This window comes from Winogradskyella eckloniae, assembly GCF_013249045.1.
Lineage (GTDB): Bacteria > Bacteroidota > Bacteroidia > Flavobacteriales > Flavobacteriaceae > Winogradskyella > Winogradskyella eckloniae.
This window is the reverse complement of the sequence record NZ_JABRWP010000001.1, coordinates 92650-112604: the sequence shown is the minus strand read 5'-3', so window position 1 is coordinate 112604 and position 19955 is coordinate 92650. Positions and strand designations below refer to the sequence as shown.

At 32.2% G+C, this 19955-nt stretch carries 21 protein-coding genes; 16 read left to right on the top strand and 5 right to left on the bottom strand.

Annotation, left to right across the window (positions count from 1 at the left end; all coding sequences use genetic code 11):
• Nucleotides 1-43 precede the first annotated feature (43 nt).
• Nucleotides 44-1399 carry an exopolysaccharide biosynthesis polyprenyl glycosylphosphotransferase gene (locus tag HNV08_RS00555; protein ID WP_173279166.1) on the top strand — a complete coding sequence of 452 codons (1356 nt, stop codon included), beginning with the start codon at nt 44-46 and terminating at the stop codon, nt 1397-1399.
• On the opposite strand, the gene HNV08_RS00550 is transcribed toward HNV08_RS00555, so the two are convergent.
• Together HNV08_RS00550 and HNV08_RS00545 are read right to left on the bottom strand one after the other, a co-directional pair.
• Nucleotides 1396-2619 carry a glycosyltransferase family 4 protein gene (locus HNV08_RS00550; RefSeq protein ID WP_241697151.1) on the bottom strand — a complete coding sequence of 408 codons (1224 nt, stop codon included), beginning with the start codon at nt 2617-2619 and terminating at the stop codon, nt 1396-1398. The genes HNV08_RS00555 and HNV08_RS00550 overlap by 4 nt on opposite strands.
• Nucleotides 2603-3913: a phenylacetate--CoA ligase family protein gene (locus HNV08_RS00545; RefSeq protein WP_173279165.1), complete on the bottom strand. Its 1311-nt coding sequence runs from the start codon at nt 3911-3913 to the stop codon at nt 2603-2605. The genes HNV08_RS00550 and HNV08_RS00545 overlap by 17 nt, the downstream gene beginning before the upstream one ends.
• Before the next feature lie 72 nt (nt 3914-3985).
• Here HNV08_RS00545 and purD point away from each other — a divergent pair, with 72 nt between their 5' ends.
• A complete protein-coding gene (gene purD / locus HNV08_RS00540) occupies nt 3986-5257 on the top strand; it encodes a phosphoribosylamine--glycine ligase (protein WP_173279164.1) in 1272 nt (423 codons plus the stop codon).
• A gap of 12 nt (nt 5258-5269) precedes the next feature.
• Here purD and HNV08_RS00535 read toward each other — a convergent pair whose 3' ends face one another.
• Entirely contained in the window at nt 5270-5497 is a 228-nt protein-coding gene (locus tag HNV08_RS00535; protein ID WP_173279163.1) for a DUF6341 family protein, read from the bottom strand.
• A gap of 70 nt (nt 5498-5567) precedes the next feature.
• Between HNV08_RS00535 and HNV08_RS00530 the strand changes: the two genes are divergently transcribed.
• Nucleotides 5568-6485, top strand: a complete 918-nt coding sequence (locus HNV08_RS00530) for a DUF6427 family protein (protein WP_173279162.1) — start codon at nt 5568-5570, stop codon at nt 6483-6485.
• On the opposite strand, the gene upp is transcribed toward HNV08_RS00530, so the two are convergent.
• Nucleotides 6474-7133: a uracil phosphoribosyltransferase gene (upp, locus tag HNV08_RS00525; RefSeq protein WP_173279161.1), complete on the bottom strand. Its 660-nt coding sequence runs from the start codon at nt 7131-7133 to the stop codon at nt 6474-6476. The genes HNV08_RS00530 and upp overlap by 12 nt on opposite strands.
• A gap of 72 nt (nt 7134-7205) precedes the next feature.
• Here upp and HNV08_RS00520 point away from each other — a divergent pair, with 72 nt between their 5' ends.
• Nucleotides 7206-7814, top strand: coding sequence for a DUF4254 domain-containing protein (locus tag HNV08_RS00520; protein ID WP_173279160.1), 609 nt, complete (start codon nt 7206-7208; stop codon nt 7812-7814).
• Between the two features lie 86 nt (nt 7815-7900).
• A complete protein-coding gene (locus tag HNV08_RS00515) occupies nt 7901-8917 on the top strand; it encodes a glycosyltransferase family 9 protein (protein WP_241697150.1) in 1017 nt (338 codons plus the stop codon).
• Between the two features lie 222 nt (nt 8918-9139).
• Here the strand turns inward: HNV08_RS00515 and HNV08_RS00510 are convergent, their stop codons facing one another.
• Entirely contained in the window at nt 9140-10198 is a 1059-nt protein-coding gene (locus HNV08_RS00510; protein WP_173279159.1) for a ferredoxin--NADP reductase, read from the bottom strand.
• Nucleotides 10199-10335: 137 nt separating this feature from the next.
• Between HNV08_RS00510 and HNV08_RS00505 the strand changes: the two genes are divergently transcribed.
• The 11 genes from HNV08_RS00505 (at nt 10336) to atpE (ending at nt 19939) form a co-directional block, all read left to right on the top strand.
• Complete coding sequence (locus HNV08_RS00505) at nt 10336-10668, top strand: PadR family transcriptional regulator (protein WP_157364119.1); 333 nt, start codon at nt 10336-10338, stop codon at nt 10666-10668.
• 40 nt (nt 10669-10708) lie between these two features.
• On the top strand, nt 10709-11431 hold the full coding sequence (locus HNV08_RS00500) for a hypothetical protein (RefSeq protein WP_173279158.1): 723 nt from the start codon (nt 10709-10711) through the stop codon (nt 11429-11431).
• Nucleotides 11428-12117 (top strand): hypothetical protein, encoded by a 690-nt coding sequence (locus HNV08_RS00495; protein ID WP_173279157.1) that lies wholly within the window; start codon nt 11428-11430, stop codon nt 12115-12117. Before HNV08_RS00500 ends, HNV08_RS00495 begins: the two co-directional genes overlap by 4 nt.
• Before the next feature lie 51 nt (nt 12118-12168).
• Nucleotides 12169-13647 carry a DUF5687 family protein gene (locus HNV08_RS00490; protein WP_173279156.1) on the top strand — a complete coding sequence of 493 codons (1479 nt, stop codon included), beginning with the start codon at nt 12169-12171 and terminating at the stop codon, nt 13645-13647.
• A 12-nt stretch (nt 13648-13659) separates the two neighbouring features.
• Complete coding sequence (locus HNV08_RS00485) at nt 13660-14382, top strand: ABC transporter ATP-binding protein (protein ID WP_173279155.1); 723 nt, start codon at nt 13660-13662, stop codon at nt 14380-14382.
• 450 nt (nt 14383-14832) lie between these two features.
• A complete protein-coding gene (porW, locus tag HNV08_RS00480; protein WP_173279154.1) occupies nt 14833-17460 on the top strand; it encodes a type IX secretion system periplasmic lipoprotein PorW/SprE in 2628 nt (875 codons plus the stop codon).
• Between the two features lie 17 nt (nt 17461-17477).
• The gene (locus HNV08_RS00475; RefSeq protein ID WP_173279153.1) at nt 17478-17906 is read left to right on the top strand and encodes a bactofilin family protein; all 429 of its coding nucleotides are present in this window, start codon (nt 17478-17480) and stop codon (nt 17904-17906) included.
• On the top strand, nt 17890-18111 hold the full coding sequence (locus tag HNV08_RS00470) for an AtpZ/AtpI family protein (RefSeq protein WP_317170178.1): 222 nt from the start codon (nt 17890-17892) through the stop codon (nt 18109-18111). The genes HNV08_RS00475 and HNV08_RS00470 overlap by 17 nt, the downstream gene beginning before the upstream one ends.
• The gene (locus HNV08_RS00465) at nt 18104-18496 is read left to right on the top strand and encodes a DUF6168 family protein (RefSeq protein ID WP_173279152.1); all 393 of its coding nucleotides are present in this window, start codon (nt 18104-18106) and stop codon (nt 18494-18496) included. The genes HNV08_RS00470 and HNV08_RS00465 overlap by 8 nt, the downstream gene beginning before the upstream one ends.
• Before the next feature lie 91 nt (nt 18497-18587).
• Nucleotides 18588-19709: a F0F1 ATP synthase subunit A gene (gene atpB / locus HNV08_RS00460; RefSeq protein WP_173279151.1), complete on the top strand. Its 1122-nt coding sequence runs from the start codon at nt 18588-18590 to the stop codon at nt 19707-19709.
• 41 nt (nt 19710-19750) lie between these two features.
• The gene (gene atpE / locus HNV08_RS00455; protein WP_004569351.1) at nt 19751-19939 is read left to right on the top strand and encodes an ATP synthase F0 subunit C; all 189 of its coding nucleotides are present in this window, start codon (nt 19751-19753) and stop codon (nt 19937-19939) included.
• Nucleotides 19940-19955: the final 16 nt, after the last annotated feature.

Genomic DNA, 19955 nt, shown 5'->3' with positions numbered 1-19955 from the left:
GTTATAATTCATTCTAATTACCTTTATGGTTTAAAGATATAAATTGAGTTTATTTAAGCAAGGAAGATATTCGGGTTATTTACGTCCTATTTCATATATAATTGATTTGTCAACTATAAATGTTATAGCCATTTTATATTTACTTAAAGATAAAGACCCAGTAATATTTACCGTGTTTATATCTGTAGGATGGGTTTTTCTTTCAATTTACTCAAACTTTTATGAGGTTTATAGATACACAAGACCTATTAATATTTTATCGTTAATTGTAAAACAGTTTATACTTTACTTATTAATTGTTTTTGCGTTTTCTGGTTTGTACCATGAGTTAAATATCTACCCAAGACCAATCGTAAAATACGCGCTTTTTTGTTTTTTATTTATTACTATTTTTAAGTTCGCTATTTATTACTTGTTGCAGAAATACAGAACTTCATTTGGTGGAAATTATAGGACAACTGTGATTTTTGGACTCAACAAAAAAACAATAGCCCTAGATAAATTTTTTAACAAGAACCCGGAATACGGGTACTCACACAAAAAAACGTTCAATTTTAAGAATAATGAATATTCTTTACAAGATTGTTTTCAGTACGTATTAGATCAAAACATTGACGAAATTTATTGTTCTATTTCAGAGCTAACCAATGCTCAAATCGCGGATACAGTAGATTTTGCAGATAACAACCTTAAGATTTTAAAATTTATACCAGATAGTAAAGAAATCTACGCCAAAAAATTACAATACGAGTATTATGATTATATACCAATTTTAACCCTTAGAAATATTCCTTTAGAAGACTCGGTAAATACATTTATTAAAAGGAGTTTTGACATTATATTCTCGAGTTTCGTAATAATTTTTGTATTATCTTGGTTAACACCACTTTTAGCTATTTTTATAAAATTAGAATCTAGAGGTCCTGTGTTCTTTAAACAATCACGTAACGGATTTAATTATAAAGAATTTGATTGCTATAAATTTAGATCTATGATGCCAAACAAGGATGCACATTTATATCAGGCTACAAGAGGTGATGAGCGCGTAACTAAGGTTGGTAAATTTATTAGAAAGACAAGTATTGATGAACTCCCGCAATTTTTTAATGTGCTTTTTGGTGATATGTCTGTAGTTGGCCCAAGACCACACATGGTAAGTCATACTAATATGTATGCTAAAAAGATTGACAAATTTATGGTTAGGCATTTTGTGAAACCCGGAATCACAGGCTTAGCGCAAACAAGTGGTTTTAGAGGTGAAGTAGAAACCGATAAAGATATTATTGGTAGAGTTAAATTTGATATTTTTTATATAGAAAACTGGTCCGTTCTTTTAGATATTAAAATAATTTTTCAAACCTTCGTTAATGCCATTAAAGGTGATGATAAGGCATATTAGATTACATTTTTTAATGTTTCAAGTTGCTGTTTAAAGTCAAAATGAATTCTGGCCGTATTTTGTATTGCTGTATTGAGATCAAGGTTTAATTCTTCCTTAGTTATAGAATTTAATACAGAATTTAAGTCCTCATAGTCGCTCTCTTTTGCAATCCAACCCAATTTATGGTTTATGATGAGGTCTTCGCCTTCACCACCTCCAAAATAAAGCATAGGTAAGCCTAATTTAGCATATTCAAATATTTTTGAAGGTACTGAGCCATAAATTCTATTTAACAACGGTATAATCGTTAAATCATAGTTTAAAAGCACGTTATGCAAATCTTCTCTTTTTACTCTGCCATGAAAATAAAGAGGGAGCTCTTTTTTAGTCTCAATTAAAGTTTTAATAGCCTCTTCTTCTGCTCCAGAACCATAGATGTGAAACTCAATAGATTTATAATCAATTTCATTGCATAATTTATAAAGACCTTGTGCAACACCTAAAAGACCTGCATAAACCAATTTTATTTTTCCATTTGACAACGTCTTTTCATTTAAATTAGGATATGTAATTTCTGGAAAATTTCTATACAAAAGCAACTGCGGTTTTAAGGAAATAGACTTTACATGTGCAAGTATTTCATTGCTTTGTCCTAAGATCACATCTGCTTTTTTGTAATTAAAAGCTTCAAGCTTTTTTAGCATACTATAAGCAAAACCTTCTTTTAATGCGCCTAATTCTAATCCTGCGCTTGGCCACAAATCACTAACATTAAGAATGAGTTTTCTTTTTTTAGACCTTAAAAAGAACATACAGGTAAAAGACACCAAAAGAGGAGGCGATTGTACAATCACTTTATTAGGTATTTTATGCCACATGAAAAACCAAATCAAACTAAAGCTATAAGAAAGCATCGCTAATAAGCGCAAAAACTTATTCTTAGAAACAGAAGCGTATATCCATAAGCGGTTAATATTTATGCCATTCTCTTTTGTTTTAGAACTAAATGTGCCTTTGTAGTCTTTAAATATTTTTCCAGTCGGATAGTTAGGCAGAGGTGTAACTACAGTAACATCATAGGTCGTTGTTAAACCTTCTGCTAAATGATAGATGCGATTAGAGGCTGCACCAATCTCAGGAGGAAAATAACTCGTTATTATCATTAATTGCTTCACAAATATTTTATCATTTACATTAATATAGGTTTTACCGAATCGGTTCTTATAAATTAGACTCAATAATTTGTGGTTTACCAGACTTTGAAGGTTTAATAACTTCAACTTGCCTAAATGAAATATTGATACTATTATCTGTGAGTAGATAAAACTTACGTTTTATTTCATTTAATGCTGATGTTGTAGAATTGTGTTTGGTATCTAGAATGTATTCTACCTCTATGTTCTCTAAATCATTTTGAATAATTTTAAACTGTTTAATGTCTTGATAATATTCAAAAATGCCAGTAAAACTATGCACATTTATACTAACACCTTTCTTTGTTTTAACAACATCTGTTTCTCGTCCAATAATTTTTTTAAGCAAAGGATAATGTAATTCTCTGTTCTTTGGATATTCTTCTTTTGGAAGTTTAATTGCTAAATCACCTAATTTATACCTAATTAAGGGCATTGCATAATTGGTAAGACAGGTAACAAGTACATTTCCCATTTCGCCGTCGCTAACAGCCTTTCCGTTATCATCAACAATCTCAATAAAAACGTGAGGCGACATTATGTAGTAATATGGTAAATCTTTTTTACAAGCCATAAGTAATCCTTCGGCACAGCCATACGTATCTAATACCTTTGTATTTTGCCCAAAAGCCATAGAGATATTATTTATATGATGACTAAAAAGTTTGTCTCCAAAACAAATAATACCTTTAATGTTTCTTGGTTTTAGTGCTAAAGAAGATTTTGCTAATTCATTAATAACCGATGGATAACCAGCAATATATAAATTTTTACGTTGAGAAGATCTTAAAGAAATAGCGTATAATTCTTCTTCAGAAAGCCCAAAGGCCTTTACGTAATCACATCTATAAAATAGATCCTTTAAGCGTTTTGTAAAGGATCGTTTTTGAGAAATACCAAATTGTAATAGACGATCTCCAATGTTATATCCACTCCATGTCCACCAATGTGTTTGTAAAGCTCTGAGGTAGAATTGATGTGATTTGGTCATATAGGTAAAAGACTGAACGCCTGTACTGCCACTACTATGATTCTCCAATAGATTTGAAATTTGGTGTTTATTTGAAACTAAATCTTTAACAGATTCTCGTAGTACATCTTTAGTTAAAATAGGAAACTTATCTAATTCACAATGAGTTTGATTTTTATAAAAAGGCACATGTGTAGAGGCATGTTCTAAAATAGACTTTAATCGTGTATGTTGTAATTGTATTAATTCGCTTTCTGTTTTTTTATCGTACTCAGCCCATTCATTAAGAAATTTGGTATACGATCCACCAAAAAAAACATCACCAATAGGAAGGATAATTTTATTTAAAAATGAATTATAAGAAAGCATTTAAGTTTTTTTTCAAAACTAGCTGTTTTTTAAACTCAAAACCAATTATTTTTGTCCTAACAATTTATAATTATGAATATTTTAGTACTTGGTTCTGGAGGAAGAGAACACACATTTGCATGGAAATTAGCACAAAGCGACCGTTGTAAGGCACTTTTTGTGGCACCTGGAAACTCAGGAACCAAAGAAATAGCAACTAACTTAACGATTGGTGTTACCGATTTTGAAGCCATTAAATCTGCCGTTTTGGAACATAAAATTGATTTAGTAGTCGTTGGTCCAGAAGATCCTTTGGTGCAAGGTGTTCATGATTTCTTTTTACAAGATGAAGCCTTAAAGCATATATCTGTAATTGGGCCTCAAAAAGCTGCGGCAGAATTAGAAGGGAGTAAAGAGTTCGCTAAAGAATTTATGGTTCGCCATAATATCCCAACAGCAGCCTATGAAAGTTTTACAAAACACAATGTAGAAGAAGGTTATAAATTTTTAGAAACGCTAAAACCACCATATGTATTAAAAGCTGATGGCTTAGCTGCAGGTAAAGGCGTGTTAATTCTTAATGACCTAAAAGAAGCTAAAGCAGAACTCAAGAGTATGCTTGTGGATGCTAAATTTGGCGATGCAAGTACAAAGGTCGTTATCGAAGAATTTTTAGATGGAATAGAATTAAGTTGCTTTGTCTTAACTGACGGTAAAGATTATAAAATTTTACCAACAGCAAAAGATTACAAACGCATTGGAGAAGGTGATACTGGTTTAAATACTGGAGGAATGGGTGCTGTTTCACCAGTACCATTTGCAACAAAAGCGTTTTTAGATAAAATAGAAAATCAAATTGTAATCCCAACGGTCGAAGGCTTAAAGAAAGACAATTTGCCATACGTTGGCTTCATTTTTATTGGTTTAATTAAAGTCGGTGATGCGCCTAAAGTAATAGAATATAATGTAAGAATGGGTGACCCAGAAACAGAAGTGGTTTTACCTAGATTAAAAACAGATTTGGTAGATGTTTTTGAAGCGATGGCTAACCAAACGTTATCTCAAATTAATATAGATATCGATGAGCGTGCCGCAACAACAATAATGCTTGTTTCTGGAGGCTATCCTGAAGCATACGAGAAAGGTAAAGAAATTACAGGCATCGAAAAAGTTACAGATTCTATTGCGTTTCATGCTGGTGCAAAATCACAAGATGGTAAGGTCGTAACCTCTGGTGGTCGAGTAATGGCAATAACATCTTACGGAAACACTTACCAAGATGCCATAAAAAAATCTTACCAAAGTATAAAACATTTACACTTTGATAAGATGAATTATCGTAAGGATATTGGTTTTGATTTGTAAATTAATACAATCTTAAAGATAAGAATGAGAAGATATACTTTTATCTTCCTCACCATTATCATTGTATTTTTTAAGTTCTAGCATCCAATACACAAATGCAACAAAGCCAATAGTCATAAATATCCATGAGAATATGTTGGCCGTAAACCAACTTTCAAGTTCTAAGGCTCTTAGCGCATCGAATGGTGCAAATAACACGTTCACAAATAAATCCGCTATTCCATTAAAGAAATCAGTCATAACTTTATAAATTTACACCAATTCTAATATGCTGAATTGGAATTGAAATGCAAAAATACAAAAACTGTTAATGATTACAAGTGTTTTTAGTAAATCTAAGCCTATAAACTTCATATTCGTTGCTGTTTATGTAACTCTCCTTTTTATTTTATCAAATTACACCTTACTACTATCGGATTTAAATACAGCATTAGTTATGCTTTTTAAATGGGTAATTACCTTGTTTTTAGTCTTTCTTGTTGATTTTATTGTTGCTAAAAACAATTTAACTGAGCGAAATAGTTATGCTATTCTAACCTTTGGTTTATTATTTGGGATGTTTCCGCAAGCCATGAGCCATTTAGATATATTAATAGCCAATTTGTTCATTCTATTTGCTTTAAGACGACTTGTAAGTTTACATTCTAAATTAAATATAAAGAAGAAATTATTTGATGCTGCATTTTGGATAACCCTTGCTTCATTTTTCTATTTTTGGTCTATTTTGTTTTTTGCTGTGGTAATAGTTGCCTTAATTTATTACTCGTTTAACGACTTTAAAAATGTAGTTGTTCCCTTTACAGGAGTGGTAACAGCACTGATTCTATTGTTAATTTACAATATTATTTGCTATGATGAGTATTTTAAGCCTCAAGATTTTGCGCGTCAGGCAAGTATAGATTTTACGTCTTACAACAGTAAGGAGAACATTTTAAAATTAACTATTTTATTTAGTTCAGTGGTGTGGACATTATTTTACTTTTTCCGTAGAATTCCTGACAAGAATAAAAAAATAAGGCCTTCCTATTTTATAATAGCTTGGTTTTCTATTATTGCTATTTTAGTTGGTATTATTGCGCCAATAAAAAATGGAAGTGAATATCTGTTTTTGTTTGCTCCGTTTTCTATCATAATGGCAAATTATTTAGAAGTAATCTCAGAGCGTTGGTTTAAAGAAGTGTTTATTACACTTTTTATTGTTACACCAATTATTAGTTTATTGTTGTAATTTATTACCAAAGGCTAAATCGCCTGCATCACCTAATCCAGGAATTATATAACCCTTTTCGTTAAGGTTTTCATCGATGGCAGCAATCCAAAGTTTTACCTCAGAGCCAAAAGCATGTGATATGAAATCTACACCATCTTGCGCACCAATAATACTTACTAAATGAATGTCTTTTGGTGTACCAAAGGGTTTTAGGGCTTCAAAAGTGGCGACCATAGATTGACCTGTTGCTAACATCGGATCTGCTAAAATTAAGGTTTTGCCTTCTAAGCTTGGGCAGGCCAAATACTCTACAATTATTTCAAAACTATCAGGATTGTGTTTGTGTTGTCTATACGCCGAAATAAATGCGTTTTCTGCCGCATCAAAATAATTCAATAAACCATTGTGTAACGGAACACCAGCTCTCAAAATTGAGCACAATACAATGTCTTTTTTATGCAAAACGGTCTTAGATACACCAAGTGGCGTTTCAATATTGTGAGTTTCGTACTGAAGTGATTTACTTAATTCATAACCCATTATTTCGCCTATACGTTCTATATTTCGCCTAAAGCGCATGCTATCTTTTTGAACCGTTTTATCTCTTAATTCAGACATAAAAGTATTTAAAATAGAAGGTGTTTTAGAAAGGTTATGAATTTGCATAATATGGAATTTGGTTCTGTCGCTAAAGTTAATAATTCCAACTATATTTGCAGTAATTAAATCGATTTCATTATGTTTTCAGAAAAAGCAAATACTATATTTCAAGAGGTTATAAAAACGTACAAAGTTTTAAACACCGTAGATCAGTCTTTTACAAATAAATACAATAAAGACGAAGATTTAATAGCACATTTATTATACAGAAAATGTTGGATAGATACTGTACAATGGGCTTATGAAGATATTATTAGAGATCCAAACATTGATCCTGTTGCTGCGTTAAAGTTAAAGCGTATGATTGATGCTTCTAACCAAGATAGAACAGATACAGTAGAATTTATAGACAGTTATTTTTTAGATAAATACAAAGACGTTACTGTAAAATCTGATGCTAAAATAAATTCTGAAAGTCCGGCTTGGGCTATAGATAGACTATCAATTTTAGCGCTTAAAATATACCACATGCATCTCGAAACCGTAAGAGAAGATGCCACTGATGCCCATAAAGCAGCTTGCCAAAAGAAATTAGACGTTTTATTAGAGCAACGCGTAGATTTAAGTACTGCGATAGATGATTTATTAGAAGACATTTCTAATGGCGATAAGTACATGAAGGTGTATAAGCAAATGAAAATGTATAATGATGATGAACTTAACCCTGTTTTAAGAGGACAAAAATAATTTTCCAAATAAACCTGTCAGGTGGTGTTTAAGATGATAAGACCTAGCAGGTTTCCAGAACCTAGCAGGTCTGTCTAATTATTTAAATGCCAAAACCAAACCACATATTAGTTCTAAGGTTTTCTGCAATGGGAGACGTAGCCATGACAGTACCTGTGTTGCGTGCATTAACAGCACAACATCCCGAACTAAAAATAACAGTCGTTACTAGGGCATTTTTTAAACCTTTCTTTCAAGATTTAGAAAATGTTACGGTGTTTGAAGCCGATTTAAAAGGCAAGCATAAAGGTGTTTTAGGACTTTATAAATTATCTAAAACACTAAAAGCTTTAAACTTTGATGCTGTTGCAGACTTGCACAATGTATTACGAAGTAAAATTTTAAAGTTCTTTTTCTTCGGAAAAAAAGTGGTGCAATTAGATAAAGGTAGAGCTGAGAAAAAAGCGTTGGTGTCTGGGAAAAAGTTTGAACAATTAAAAACCACACATCAACGTTATGTTGAGGTTTTTGAAGCTTTGGGTTATTCTGTAGATTTATCGCAACCTAAATTTCCTGAGCCTAAATCTTTATCTGAAAATTTAAAATCGTTTATATCAAATAAGGACTTAAAAACAATTGGTATTGCACCATTTGCAGCACATGAAAGTAAAATGTATCCATTAAATCAAATGGAAAATGTGATTAGCGAACTGTCTAAAAATAGCAATATCATTTTATTTGGTGGAGGACAAAAGGAAGTGGGCATTTTAAATCAATTTGAAACCAAATTCAATAACGTCGTTTCTGTAGCGGGAAAATTAAATTTAGAAGAAGAACTCAGTCTCATTTCAAATGTAGACCTTATGTTAGCTATGGATTCTGGAAATGCACACATGGCAGCAATGTTAGGTAAAAAGGTTATAACCATTTGGGGCGTAACGCATCCTTTTGCTGGTTTTGCACCTTTTAATCAACCTGTAGATTTTGCACTTACGGCAGACATACAACAATTCCCACTAATCCCAACATCAATCTACGGAAATAAGTTCCCTGAAGGTTACGAGAATGCAGCAAGTAGTGTTCCTGAAGAAGCAATCCTTTCAAAAATTATAGCCGTTATATAAAACGTCCCGTTACACGTTTTTATTCTTCTAAATCAAAATAAAAGATTTAAGGTCAAACAACTAACGTAACGTCAGTTCGAGTGAAATTCTTTTTTTAGAATTTTGTATCGAGAATCTAGCTAACACAAGAAGACCTTTTATGTTTCAAAACATAAAAGGTTGCAGTTTCTTTTTACATAAGTAGCTAGTTCCCTTCCTTTGGAAGGGTTAGGGAAGGCTATTTTAAACATCATCAAAATCCACAGCAATAGTAGCAGATGTAGGATGCGCTTGGCAGGTTAATATTAAACCTTCTGCAACTTCGCCATCCGTTAAAATATTATTCTGACGCATTTCTGCTGTACCTTCAGTTACTTTGGCAATACAACTACTGCAAATTCCACCTTGACAAGAATATGGTGCATCAATATCTTGTTTTAATGCGGCATCAAGAATGGTTGACTTTTGAGACATGTTGAATTCAAATTCTTCTTCATCAACCACCACTTTAATTTTAGTTTCGCCAGAAGGTAAATCTGTAGCCACTTCAGCTTCCGTTTCAATAGGTGCAGTAAATAATTCAAACTTAATGGCTTTTTCTTTTACACCATTTTCAATTAAAACATCTTTAACCGTATGAATCATTTGTTCTGGTCCACAGAGGTAGAAATTTTCTATGGTAACACCTTTGTATTTGTTTTTTACAATGAGGTTAACAGTGCTTTTTTCAATACGTCCAAATAAGGCATCTTCTTCTTGCGCTTGACTGTAAATAAAGTGCGCATGAAAACGATTATCGTACTGTTGTTTCATCTGTAATAATTGGTCAATAAACATCGCATCAGTCAATGTTTTGTTACCGTAAACCAATATAAAATTACTAAATGGTTCTTCTTCTAAGAGCGTTTTTGCGATACTAAGTACAGGTGTAATTCCGCTACCAGCAGCAAAAGCAGCAATAGTTCTGGTTTTAGCCGCATTTGCTTCAAACACAAAACGACCATTAGGTTCTGCAACCTCTAAAATATCGCCAGCTTTAAGAATTGTGTTGGCATAGTTAGAAAACGTTCCGTTTTCAACCGCTTTAACAGCAACGGTTACATTTCCACTATTTTGAGATGCACAGATAGAGTAATCTCTTCTAATATCTTCGCCATTTATAGTGGTCTTTAAGGTAATATATTGTCCGGCTTTAAAGCTGAATGTATCTTTAAGAGTATCAGGAATATCAAAGGTAATGGCAACCGAATTGTCTGTTACTTTATCAACTGATTGTATAGTGAGTGAATGAAATTGTGACATTAAAAATAATTTTTTGCAAAGATAAACAAACTCTTACAGACCTAGCAGGTTTTTAAAACCTAGCAGGTCTAAAATTTTACAAAACACATACCTAAGTTTCTTATACATAAGAGAATTATGTATATATTTGTAGTACAATGAGCAATTCAAAATTATATAAAGGGAGTTTAAATACCATTATTTTAAAGCTTTTAAATGAGCACGATAAAATGTATGGTTACGAGATTACCCAAAAAGTAAAGGCATTAACCAAAGGTGAACTTAAGATTACAGAAGGTGCCTTATATCCTGCGTTACACAAGTTAGAAGCTGAAGGTTTATTAGATGTTGAAGTCGCAAAAGTAGATAACCGTTTGCGCAAATATTACAAGTTAACAGAAACCGGAACTAAAGAAACCGTTACTAAGCTTGAAGAATTAGCGGAGTACATTAAAACTATGCAAGCTTTGGTAAATCCAAAACTGGCTTAATCATGGTTGACCTAGCAGGTCTAAATTTGATTATTAAATAATGAATCTAACAAAACAAGAAATACAATTTATAGACAACTACCTCATTAAAAATGAGGTTAAGTTTTGGGATGTGCGTATAGAATTACTAGACCACATTGTTTCTGCGGTTGAAGATAAAATGACTAACGATGGTATTTCGTTTAATGAAGCTTTACTAGATGTTCATAGAAGTTTTGGCAACCAATTTATTGAATTTGGAGTTTCAAAAGATAAGATTTTTGAAAAAGGACTGTATCAGAGCAATGCTGGATTTAAGAAGTTTATAAGAAATAAGCAAAAAGAGATAGGAAGAAAGCATCGAAAGGCATATTGGAAAACATTTGTACCTTTTATTACTTCGATTAGGTTTTTTGTTGAATTACTGTTACTAGCAATAGTAACTTTTGTAGCTTATCAATATAGCATCAAAGCTGGACTCTTTGCGATTATGTCTGGAATTTTTATTTCTGAGTTCACTAAATTGTTTTATGGAGGTTTAAAAAAGTTTAAATCTAAATCATTAAATATTCAGTCTGCAGTTGCGTCATCACTATTATTAACTCAACTTCCGTATTGGTTAATTATGCTTTTTAATTGGAATTTTGAAAATGCTGAGGTTAAGCCATATTATATTTTGTTCTGTTTATTCGCTTTACTATTTGTATTCAGTAGGCATAGTGTAAATAATTTTATTAAGATTTATAATACTTATAATGAACGTTACAAGCTTTTAATATCATGAAACTAACCGAATCCCAAATACAAGACCTCTATGCCTTTACTAGACAACATTTTGTAGAGCATTACGACTTGCAAACCGAACTCGTAGATCATTTAGCCAATGATATTGAAACGCAATGGCAAGACCAACCAAAACTCAGTTTTGAAGACGCCAAAAATATAGCCTTCAAAAAATTTGGCATTTTTGGTTTTATGAATGCCATTGAGCAAAAACAAAAGGCGATGAATAAGCGCTATAGAAAGTATTTGTGGGCAGAGCTTAGAAAATGGTTTGAACTTCCACAAATTATTGGAACCATAGCTTTGTTTGTGGTGTTTTATGTTATGTTTTCAATAGGTCACACTAACGTTTTTTCTATAGTTATGTATGCTATTATTACAGCATGGGCTATGTATAAAAGTATACAATTGAATAGGCAATTTAGAAAACGGAAAGAAATATCTAATAAAAAATGGCTCTTAGAAGAAATGATTTTTAAACAGGCAGGAGGTACGTCATTGATTTTTCTTTCGCAATTGTATAATGTATTTATAATTCCAGAAAAGTTTGAAATGAGCACTTTATTCTTAACACTCTTTTCCTTGGGATTTACAGCATTAGTTTTAATAAACTATATCAGCTTCCAAATCATCCCAAACAAAGCCGAAAAACTACTAAATGAAACCTATCCAGAATTTAGTTTGTAACAAATTCTTAGTTTTTAATACTTACTACATAAACCAACCCATCATTACATTATGATAAAACACTTTCTCAATCTAGAATGGAAACAATATTTCCGTTCGTCTTATTGGCAAAAAAACATGGCTATCAATATTTTAATGGTGTTTTTTGCGCTTTATTTTATTGTAATGTTTTTAGGCTTAGGCTTCGGACTTCTTCTAATTTTAAAGAAAACCTTTCCTGACCAAGACCCATTTGTAATAGCTAATGGCTATGTATTCTTCTGGATTATTGGCGACTTAATGATGCGCTTTTTTTTACAAAAGTTACCTGTAATGAGCGTAAAGCCTTTATTAACGCTACCTATTAAACGGTCAACCGTTGTTAATTATGTTTTAGGAAAATCGGTGGCTTCCTTTTTTAATTTGTTGCCTTTGTTTGCTATAATACCATTTAGTATTATGCTCATTATGGATGGTTATGCCACCTCTATGATAGTAACATGGCTATTTGCCATGATAATTTTGGTGCTGATTTCAAATTTTTTAAACTTTATTATTGAGGCATTTTCTTCAGAAAAGGAATTATCATTTTTACCAATTATTACCGTAGTTGGTGTTTTATTTGGTTTAAATTATTTTGGTGTATTACCAATGACTTCGTTAGTAGGAGATGCACTTTTAGGCATAGCGAATAATCCTATTCTAATATTGGTTCCAATAGCGATTTTAGCCGCTTGTTATGCTTATAACTTTAAAATTTTAAGAAGTAAACTTTTCTTAGATAGTTCTTTAAAATCTAAAGTTGCGGAAGTTAATGCAGCAGATTTATCTTGGACAGAACGTTTTGGAGATGTTGCGCCATTTATGAAGCTAGATTTAAAACTCATCTGGAGAAATAAGCGTACCAAATCCATGGCATTTTTATTGTTAATTGGTGTTTTGTACGGTTTATTCTTTTATCCGCAACCCATGTATAGAGAAATGACTTTTATGTCTGCTTTTATCGGGATTTTTTCAACAGGATTCTTTCTTATCAATTTCGGACAATTCATTCCGGCTTGGGATAGTGGGTATTACAAACTGCTAATGAGTCAGAATATTAAATACGAGCAATATTTACGTTCAAAATTCATTTTAATGGTCATTAGTGTAGTGTTGCTTTTTGTACTCGGCATTCCTTATGTGTATTTTGGTTATAAAATTTTAATAGCACATTTCGCTGCAGCTATTTATAATATTGGTGTGAATACACACGTGATACTTTGGGGAGGATCCTTCAACCGAAAAAAAATAGAATTAGATAAAAAAGCCGCTTTTAATTACCAAGGTACAGGCGCTGTACAATGGCTTATTGGTATTCCGTTAATGTTGGTGCCAATGGTAATGTTTGGCCTAGTAAATTGGTTAGTAGGTTTTGCAGCTGCAGTAGCTTTGCTTATCGTTTTAGGATTGGTAGGCATCGTTTTTCATAAAAAATTAATGAAGTCTATTACACAGAAATATCTAGATTCAAAATACAAAATGATTAACGCGTTTAGTCAAGATAATTAATACAACACAACCATGATACATACAAAATACCTTTCAAAAACATATAACGGAACAACCGTTCTTAATATTGAAGAATTAACCATTCCTAAAGGCCAAAGTTTTGGTTTAGTTGGAAATAATGGTGCGGGAAAAACAACCTATTTCAGCCTATTACTAGATTTAATAAAACCTACCACAGGAAACATTACAAGTAATGATGTTGTTGTAGATCAAAGCGAAGACTGGAAACCTTTTACATCATCGTTTATAGATGAAAGTTTCTTAATCGGTTACTTAACACCAGAAGAATACTTCTATTTCATTGGAGAATTAAGAGGACAAAACAAAGCCGATGTTGATAGTTTAACAGCTCAGTTTGAAGATTTCTTTAACGGAGAAATTATAGGAAAGAAAAAATATCTTAGAGATTTAAGCAAAGGAAACCAGAAGAAAGCCGGAATTGTAGCTGCGCTTATTGGAAATCCTGAAGTCATTATCTTAGATGAACCTTTTGCAAACTTGGATCCAACAACCCAAATAAGACTAAAACAAATTATAAAAGATTTAGCCGAAAAACAAGGTGTAACGGTTTTAGTCTCTAGCCACGATTTAATGCATGTTACAGATGTATGCGAGAGAATCGTTGTACTAGAAAAAGGAAATGTGGTAAAAGATTTAGAAACCAATCCTGCAACCTTAAAAGAGTTAGAAGCGCATTTTGCTAGTGGAGCAGTGGTTTCTCAGGAGGAGGAATAAAAAAGCCCCTTTAATTCCCCGAAGGGGAAAACTGATATATGCACAACTTGCGAGTATTGTACGTTGTGCTTTTTCATAATTACAATTCTATTTTTTAAGTAACAGTGAGCCTTTGCGTCTCTCTGCCTTCGCGTGAATTTTATGTTTTCAATAAAATCCTTAAGCTATAAAGCAATCTAATATCTTCTAAAATTCAGCCCCAAATTCAAAAAGATACGTATTTTTACCACGTAGCACACTAAACCGTGTGTTTTTCAGTTATCTATAATACCAATTTAATATTGAATTGTTGTATTATTAATTTGAATTATTTTTTGTTCAAATAAAATATAAAATCCAAGCATAGCCATAGCTACGGTTTTATTTTCTATTGAAATTTGGGCGAAAAAGAAACGAATTATAGGCAGTAATTTAATGTTAAATTGGTATCAAATTAAATAGAACCAACGTTTGAAAACCTATTACAAATATATATTACTCCTATCTTGTGTTGTGTTAATTGCTCAAAGCTGTTCACGTAAAAAAGATAAATTCTTAAATAGAAAATTTCATTCTACAGCCACAAAATACAATGTGCTTTACAATGGTAACATTGCCTTACAACGTGGTATTGATGGTGTAAACAATGAATTCACTGAGAATTTCTGGGAGCTTCTACCAATAGAAAGAATGGCTGTGTCCGAAGATATTTTTCTTCCTGGCCAGACCAAAAATGCAGACTTTGAACGTGCTGAAGAAAAAGCCATCAAAGCCATCCAAGTACACGGAATGAATATTGGAGGAAAAGAAAAAAACCCTCAAATAGACGAAGCATACTTGCTTTTGGGTCAAGCACGTTATTACGATCAGCGATTTGTACCAGCAATGGCAGCGTTTAATAATATTCTAAATAAATATCCTACAAGCGATAAAATAAATCAGGTTAAAATTTGGCGCGAAAAAACCAATATGCGTTTAGATAACGATGCAGGTGCTATAGAAAAACTAAAACGATTATTACAGGAAGAAAAAGGCGTTATAGAAGGACAAGATTTAGCAGATGCTTCAGCCGCTTTGGCTCAGGCTTATCTTAACACAAAATCTAAAGATAGTGCAATGGCTCAGTTAGCCATAGCAGCAGAACACACTAAAATTAAAAGAGACAAAGCACGCTACCATTTTATTAGAGGTCAACTCTTTAATGAATTTGGTAAAAAAGATAGCGCCAATTTAGAATTTGATGCTATCATAGACATGCATCGTCAAATACCGCGTTCATTTTATATTAATGCACATCTTGAAAAGTCTTATAATATGGATGATGCAAATGTGAATGTAGAAGAATTTCAAGAATATCTTACAGATTTAGAAGAAAACAGAGAGAATAGACCCTTTTTAGATAAAATATATTATCGTATTGCAGAGCATCATCGAAATAGATTAAACGATAGTCTTGCTGAGGTTTATTATAACAAGTCGCTTAGAAAAACAACCTCAGACCAATACCTTAGGTCGCTTAGTTACGAAACCTTAGGTAATATGTATTTTGACAATAATAGTTATAAAACAGCAGGTGCTTATTATGATTCTACTTTAACTGCTATGGTTGTAAATACCAAACCCTTTAGAATTATTAAAAAGAAACGCGAAAACCTTGATGATGTTATCTATTATGAAGGTATAGCACAAACTAACGATAGTATTCTAAGAATGGTTAGTTTGCCAAAATCAGAGCAATTAGCAATTTATACGCAGTATGCAGAAAGTCAAAGATTAAAAGCCTTAGAAGAGAAAAAGGAACAAGAAGAGGCTTTAAAAAAGCAAAAAAATCAAGCCAATTCAACGACAAACAACGCAATAAGAAACCAACAAAATTTAAGAAGTCCAGGGAGTCCTCCAGGTATTAGTGGCGCAACGCAGTCAAGAACCTTAGGTCAGGGAAATAGCAGTTTTTATTTTTACAATACCTCTACGGTTGCCTACGGAAAATCTGAATTTTTAAAGATTTGGGGTGATCGCAAACTACAAGATAATTGGAGACATTCTAGTGAGCGCGCTAATTTAGCATCTACAGTAAAAAACGATAGTTTATCTGTTGAAAAGGTTGAGGATGTTAGATTTAATCCCGAAAATTACTTAGCATCCTTGCCAACAGAACAAACTGAAATAGATAGTATTGCTAAAGAACGAAATTTCGCCTATTATCAATTAGGTATTATATATAAAGAAAAATTTAAGGAACTTATTTTAGCAAAAAATAAACTTGAAAACCTCTTAGATAATAATCCAGAAGATCGACTCATTCTACCTTCAAAATACAATTTATACCGTATTTATTCAGAGCTAGGATTACATAGTAAAGCAGAGGCGATGAAAGCGGTAATAATTAATGACTATCCAGATTCGCGCTATGCGGAAATATTACTAAATCCGCAATCTGAGTTATCTAAAGACGAAAATAGCCCAGAAGCCATATACACTAGACTTTACCAGCAGTTTAATGACGAAGAATATGCAGCAGTTATTGAAGAAGCAGAAACACAGATTAAACGATTAGAAGGTGATGATTTTGTGCCTAAATTTGAAATTTTAAAGGCATCTGCCAAAGGAAGACTTTATGGCTTTGACGCCTATAAAGAAGGTATCAATTATATTGCTTTAACCTATGGAAATTCACAAGAAGGTAAAAAAGCACTAGATATTATAGAAAACGCGTTTCCTATATTAGAAAAAAAGGAATTTATAGCAGATGATGACGCTGATAAATTTAATGTAATATTTCAGTTTGAAAACAATCAAGGTGAAGATATTGATGCCTTTATTAAGATATTAGACGAAGAAGTCGCTAAAGTTAAATACTTTGAACTTAAGACATCAAAGGACGTTTATGATGAAAACACTACCTTTGTTGTTGTTCATGGATTAAAAAGTATAGGTGGAGGAAAGGGATTTGCTGAATTACTTAAAACGGAAGAAAAGGACAAAAGAGGTCGACCTATTAAACCTAAAATAACGAGACCGTTCTTTGCAATTTCGTCACCGAACTATGCTATAATTCAAAGACATAAAAACTTAAATGCATATTTAAAATTGCAGTAATTTAAAACCAAATCAACATGTTTTCTTCAGACAACAAAAAACCAAAACACTCAACAATGGAAGCAACTACACAACAGAATATAATAGCACAAGGCACCAAAATTGTAGGCGATATCGCTAGTCAAGGACCATTTAGAATAGATGGAACCGTAGAAGGTAATGTAAAAACTTCTGGTAAAGTAGTTGTAGGAAAATCAGGATATATTAAAGGTACACTACAAGGTGAAAATGCAGATTTTGAAGGAAAATTTTCTGGTAAACTTATTTTATCTGGTACCTTATCATTAAAATCTACGGCACATATTGAAGGTGAAGTTCACATCACTAAATTAGCTGTTGAGCCAGGTGCTACGTTTAATGCCACATGTAGCATGAAAGGTACAGTAAAGTCGCTATCTAACGAACCAAGCAAACCACAACTTTCTCAAAGTGCCCAAAGCAAATAAAAAGGGCGTTAGTAAGTTTTTAAGGTTTACGTCTATTGCTTTTCAAATGGGAGGTACAATTTTTCTTGGCAACTATTTAGGTGAATGGTTAGATGCTAAATATAACAAAGCGTTTTGGGAAACATCGATTTCATTATTTGCTGTCTTTGCCTCAATGTATCTTGTGATTTCTCAGGTTATAAAAATTTCAAAAGAAGATGATTAAAACAGTATTGGTTTACATAATATCCTTTGCATTATTATTTTTTATAATTTCATTTTCTCAAGAGTATCTCTATAACGATCTAGATGTATTATTAAGGTTTAATCTTTGGGATATAAATCTATTTTTAGCCATAGCCTCCTTTTTAATATGTGCTCAGCTTCAACTTTTATCACTAATAGATAGTATAAAAACCAAACTAGGTTTTGTGTATTTACCAACATTTTTTATTAAAGGCATATTGTTTTATGCCGCATTTAAAAGTTCCGTTTTTAGTTTAGAAACTCTAAATACACCAGAACGGTTGTGTATTTTAATTCCATTTCTTTTATACTTAGTACTAGAAGTGTATTTTGTCGTAAAAATCATTACAAAAAACGTGGTATAAATAATAACTATAAAAACATATTGTAGTGTTAATAAATTGCGTACTTTTGCACGGAATTTAAAAAACGCGGTTTTTTTTGATTTTTTTAACAATGAAGGTAGCTAAACAAACTTTTAAATTTTTCGTCCTTATAGCATTTCTTTTTGCAAACGCTGTTGCAATGGCTGATACCAGCACAAAAGACCCTGTTGTTTCTGGTAATAAGGTAGATACAGTAGATGAGATTAAAGATTATATTTCTCATCACTTAAAGGATTCTCACGATTTTCATTTTTATACACATAACGAATCTGGAAGACATTATAGTTTTTCGTTACCCGTTATTGTTTGGACAAGCAATGGATTAAAAACATTTATGTCTTCGGCATTTCATCACGATGATGCTGGACACGTCATTGTAGATAAAGGCGATACTAAGTTAGTAAAAATACACAGCAAGATTTACGAATTAGATCAAGGAGCTACATCAGTTAATTTTGATGCTGATCATCATGCAACTAATGCACACAAGGTTATCGATTTTTCTATCACAAAATCGGTGTTTGGTATGTTGTTAACTGGTTTGTTAATGCTTTTAGGTTTTGGTGCTTTAGCGAGAGGATTTAAAAAAGGGAAATCTATTCCTACAGGTTTTTCTAGAGTTTTAGAGCCATTAGTAATTTATGTTAGAGACGAGATAGCAAAACCAAACATTGGAGAGAAAAAGTACCGCAAATTTATGGGCTTTTTATTAACTGTGTTTTTCTTCATCTGGATATTAAATTTATTAGGATTAACACCATTAGGTTTTAATGTTACAGGTCAGATCGCAGTAACAGCATGTTTAGCTATTTTTACCATGATTATTTATATGGTTAGCGGAAGCAAAGATTTTTGGGCACACACATTATGGATGCCAGGAGTTCCTTATTTATTAAGACCAATTTTAGCGGTTATAGAACTTGTAGGTTTTATCGTTATTAAGCCGTTTTCATTGTTAGTACGTTTATTTGCTAATATTACAGCAGGTCACTTTGTAGTGATGAGTTTAATTGCTTTAATGATTACAATGAAAGAGGCATTTGGGCCAGTAACATCTACAGGAATGTCATTGGTGTTATCATTATTTATAATGGTAATAGAGCTTTTAGTAGCGTTTTTACAAGCGTTTATTTTTACGATGTTATCATCGTTATTTATCGGTATGGCTGTTGCAGAACATGACCATCATTAAAATGAATTTGTTTAATTAATATTTATAAAAATCAAATTACTATGTACAATTTAATTGGAGCAGGATTAATCGTAATCGGAGGAGGAATCGGATTAGGTCAAATTGGTGGAAAAGCAATGGAAGGTATTGCTAGACAACCAGAAGCAGCAGGAAAAATTCAAACTGCGATGATCATCATTGGTGCCTTATTAGAAGGTTTAGCTTTCGGTGCATTAATCTTAGGGAAATAAGACTATTTCCTTGACA

Bases quoted from the DNA above. Each gene is read 5' to 3' on its own strand.
- HNV08_RS00545 (WP_173279165.1), bottom strand. From the start codon at position 3,913: ATGCTTTCTTATAATTCATTTTTAAATAAAATTATCCTTCCTATTGGT.
- purD (WP_173279164.1), top strand. From the start codon at position 3,986: ATGAATATTTTAGTACTTGGTTCTGGAGGAAGAGAACACACATTTGCA.
- HNV08_RS00535 (WP_173279163.1), bottom strand. From the start codon at position 5,497: ATGACTGATTTCTTTAATGGAATAGCGGATTTATTTGTGAACGTGTTA.
- HNV08_RS00530 (WP_173279162.1), top strand. From the start codon at position 5,568: ATGATTACAAGTGTTTTTAGTAAATCTAAGCCTATAAACTTCATATTC.
- upp (WP_173279161.1), bottom strand. From the start codon at position 7,133: ATGCAAATTCATAACCTTTCTAAAACACCTTCTATTTTAAATACTTTT.
- HNV08_RS00520 (WP_173279160.1), top strand. From the start codon at position 7,206: ATGTTTTCAGAAAAAGCAAATACTATATTTCAAGAGGTTATAAAAACG.
- HNV08_RS00515 (WP_241697150.1), top strand. From the start codon at position 7,901: ATGCCAAAACCAAACCACATATTAGTTCTAAGGTTTTCTGCAATGGGA.
- HNV08_RS00510 (WP_173279159.1), bottom strand. From the start codon at position 10,198: ATGTCACAATTTCATTCACTCACTATACAATCAGTTGATAAAGTAACA.
- HNV08_RS00505 (WP_157364119.1), top strand. From the start codon at position 10,336: ATGAGCAATTCAAAATTATATAAAGGGAGTTTAAATACCATTATTTTA.
- HNV08_RS00500 (WP_173279158.1), top strand. From the start codon at position 10,709: ATGAATCTAACAAAACAAGAAATACAATTTATAGACAACTACCTCATT.
- HNV08_RS00495 (WP_173279157.1), top strand. From the start codon at position 11,428: ATGAAACTAACCGAATCCCAAATACAAGACCTCTATGCCTTTACTAGA.
- HNV08_RS00490 (WP_173279156.1), top strand. From the start codon at position 12,169: ATGATAAAACACTTTCTCAATCTAGAATGGAAACAATATTTCCGTTCG.
- HNV08_RS00485 (WP_173279155.1), top strand. From the start codon at position 13,660: ATGATACATACAAAATACCTTTCAAAAACATATAACGGAACAACCGTT.
- HNV08_RS00475 (WP_173279153.1), top strand. From the start codon at position 17,478: ATGTTTTCTTCAGACAACAAAAAACCAAAACACTCAACAATGGAAGCA.
- HNV08_RS00465 (WP_173279152.1), top strand. From the start codon at position 18,104: ATGATTAAAACAGTATTGGTTTACATAATATCCTTTGCATTATTATTT.
- atpB (WP_173279151.1), top strand. From the start codon at position 18,588: ATGAAGGTAGCTAAACAAACTTTTAAATTTTTCGTCCTTATAGCATTT.
- atpE (WP_004569351.1), top strand. From the start codon at position 19,751: ATGTACAATTTAATTGGAGCAGGATTAATCGTAATCGGAGGAGGAATC.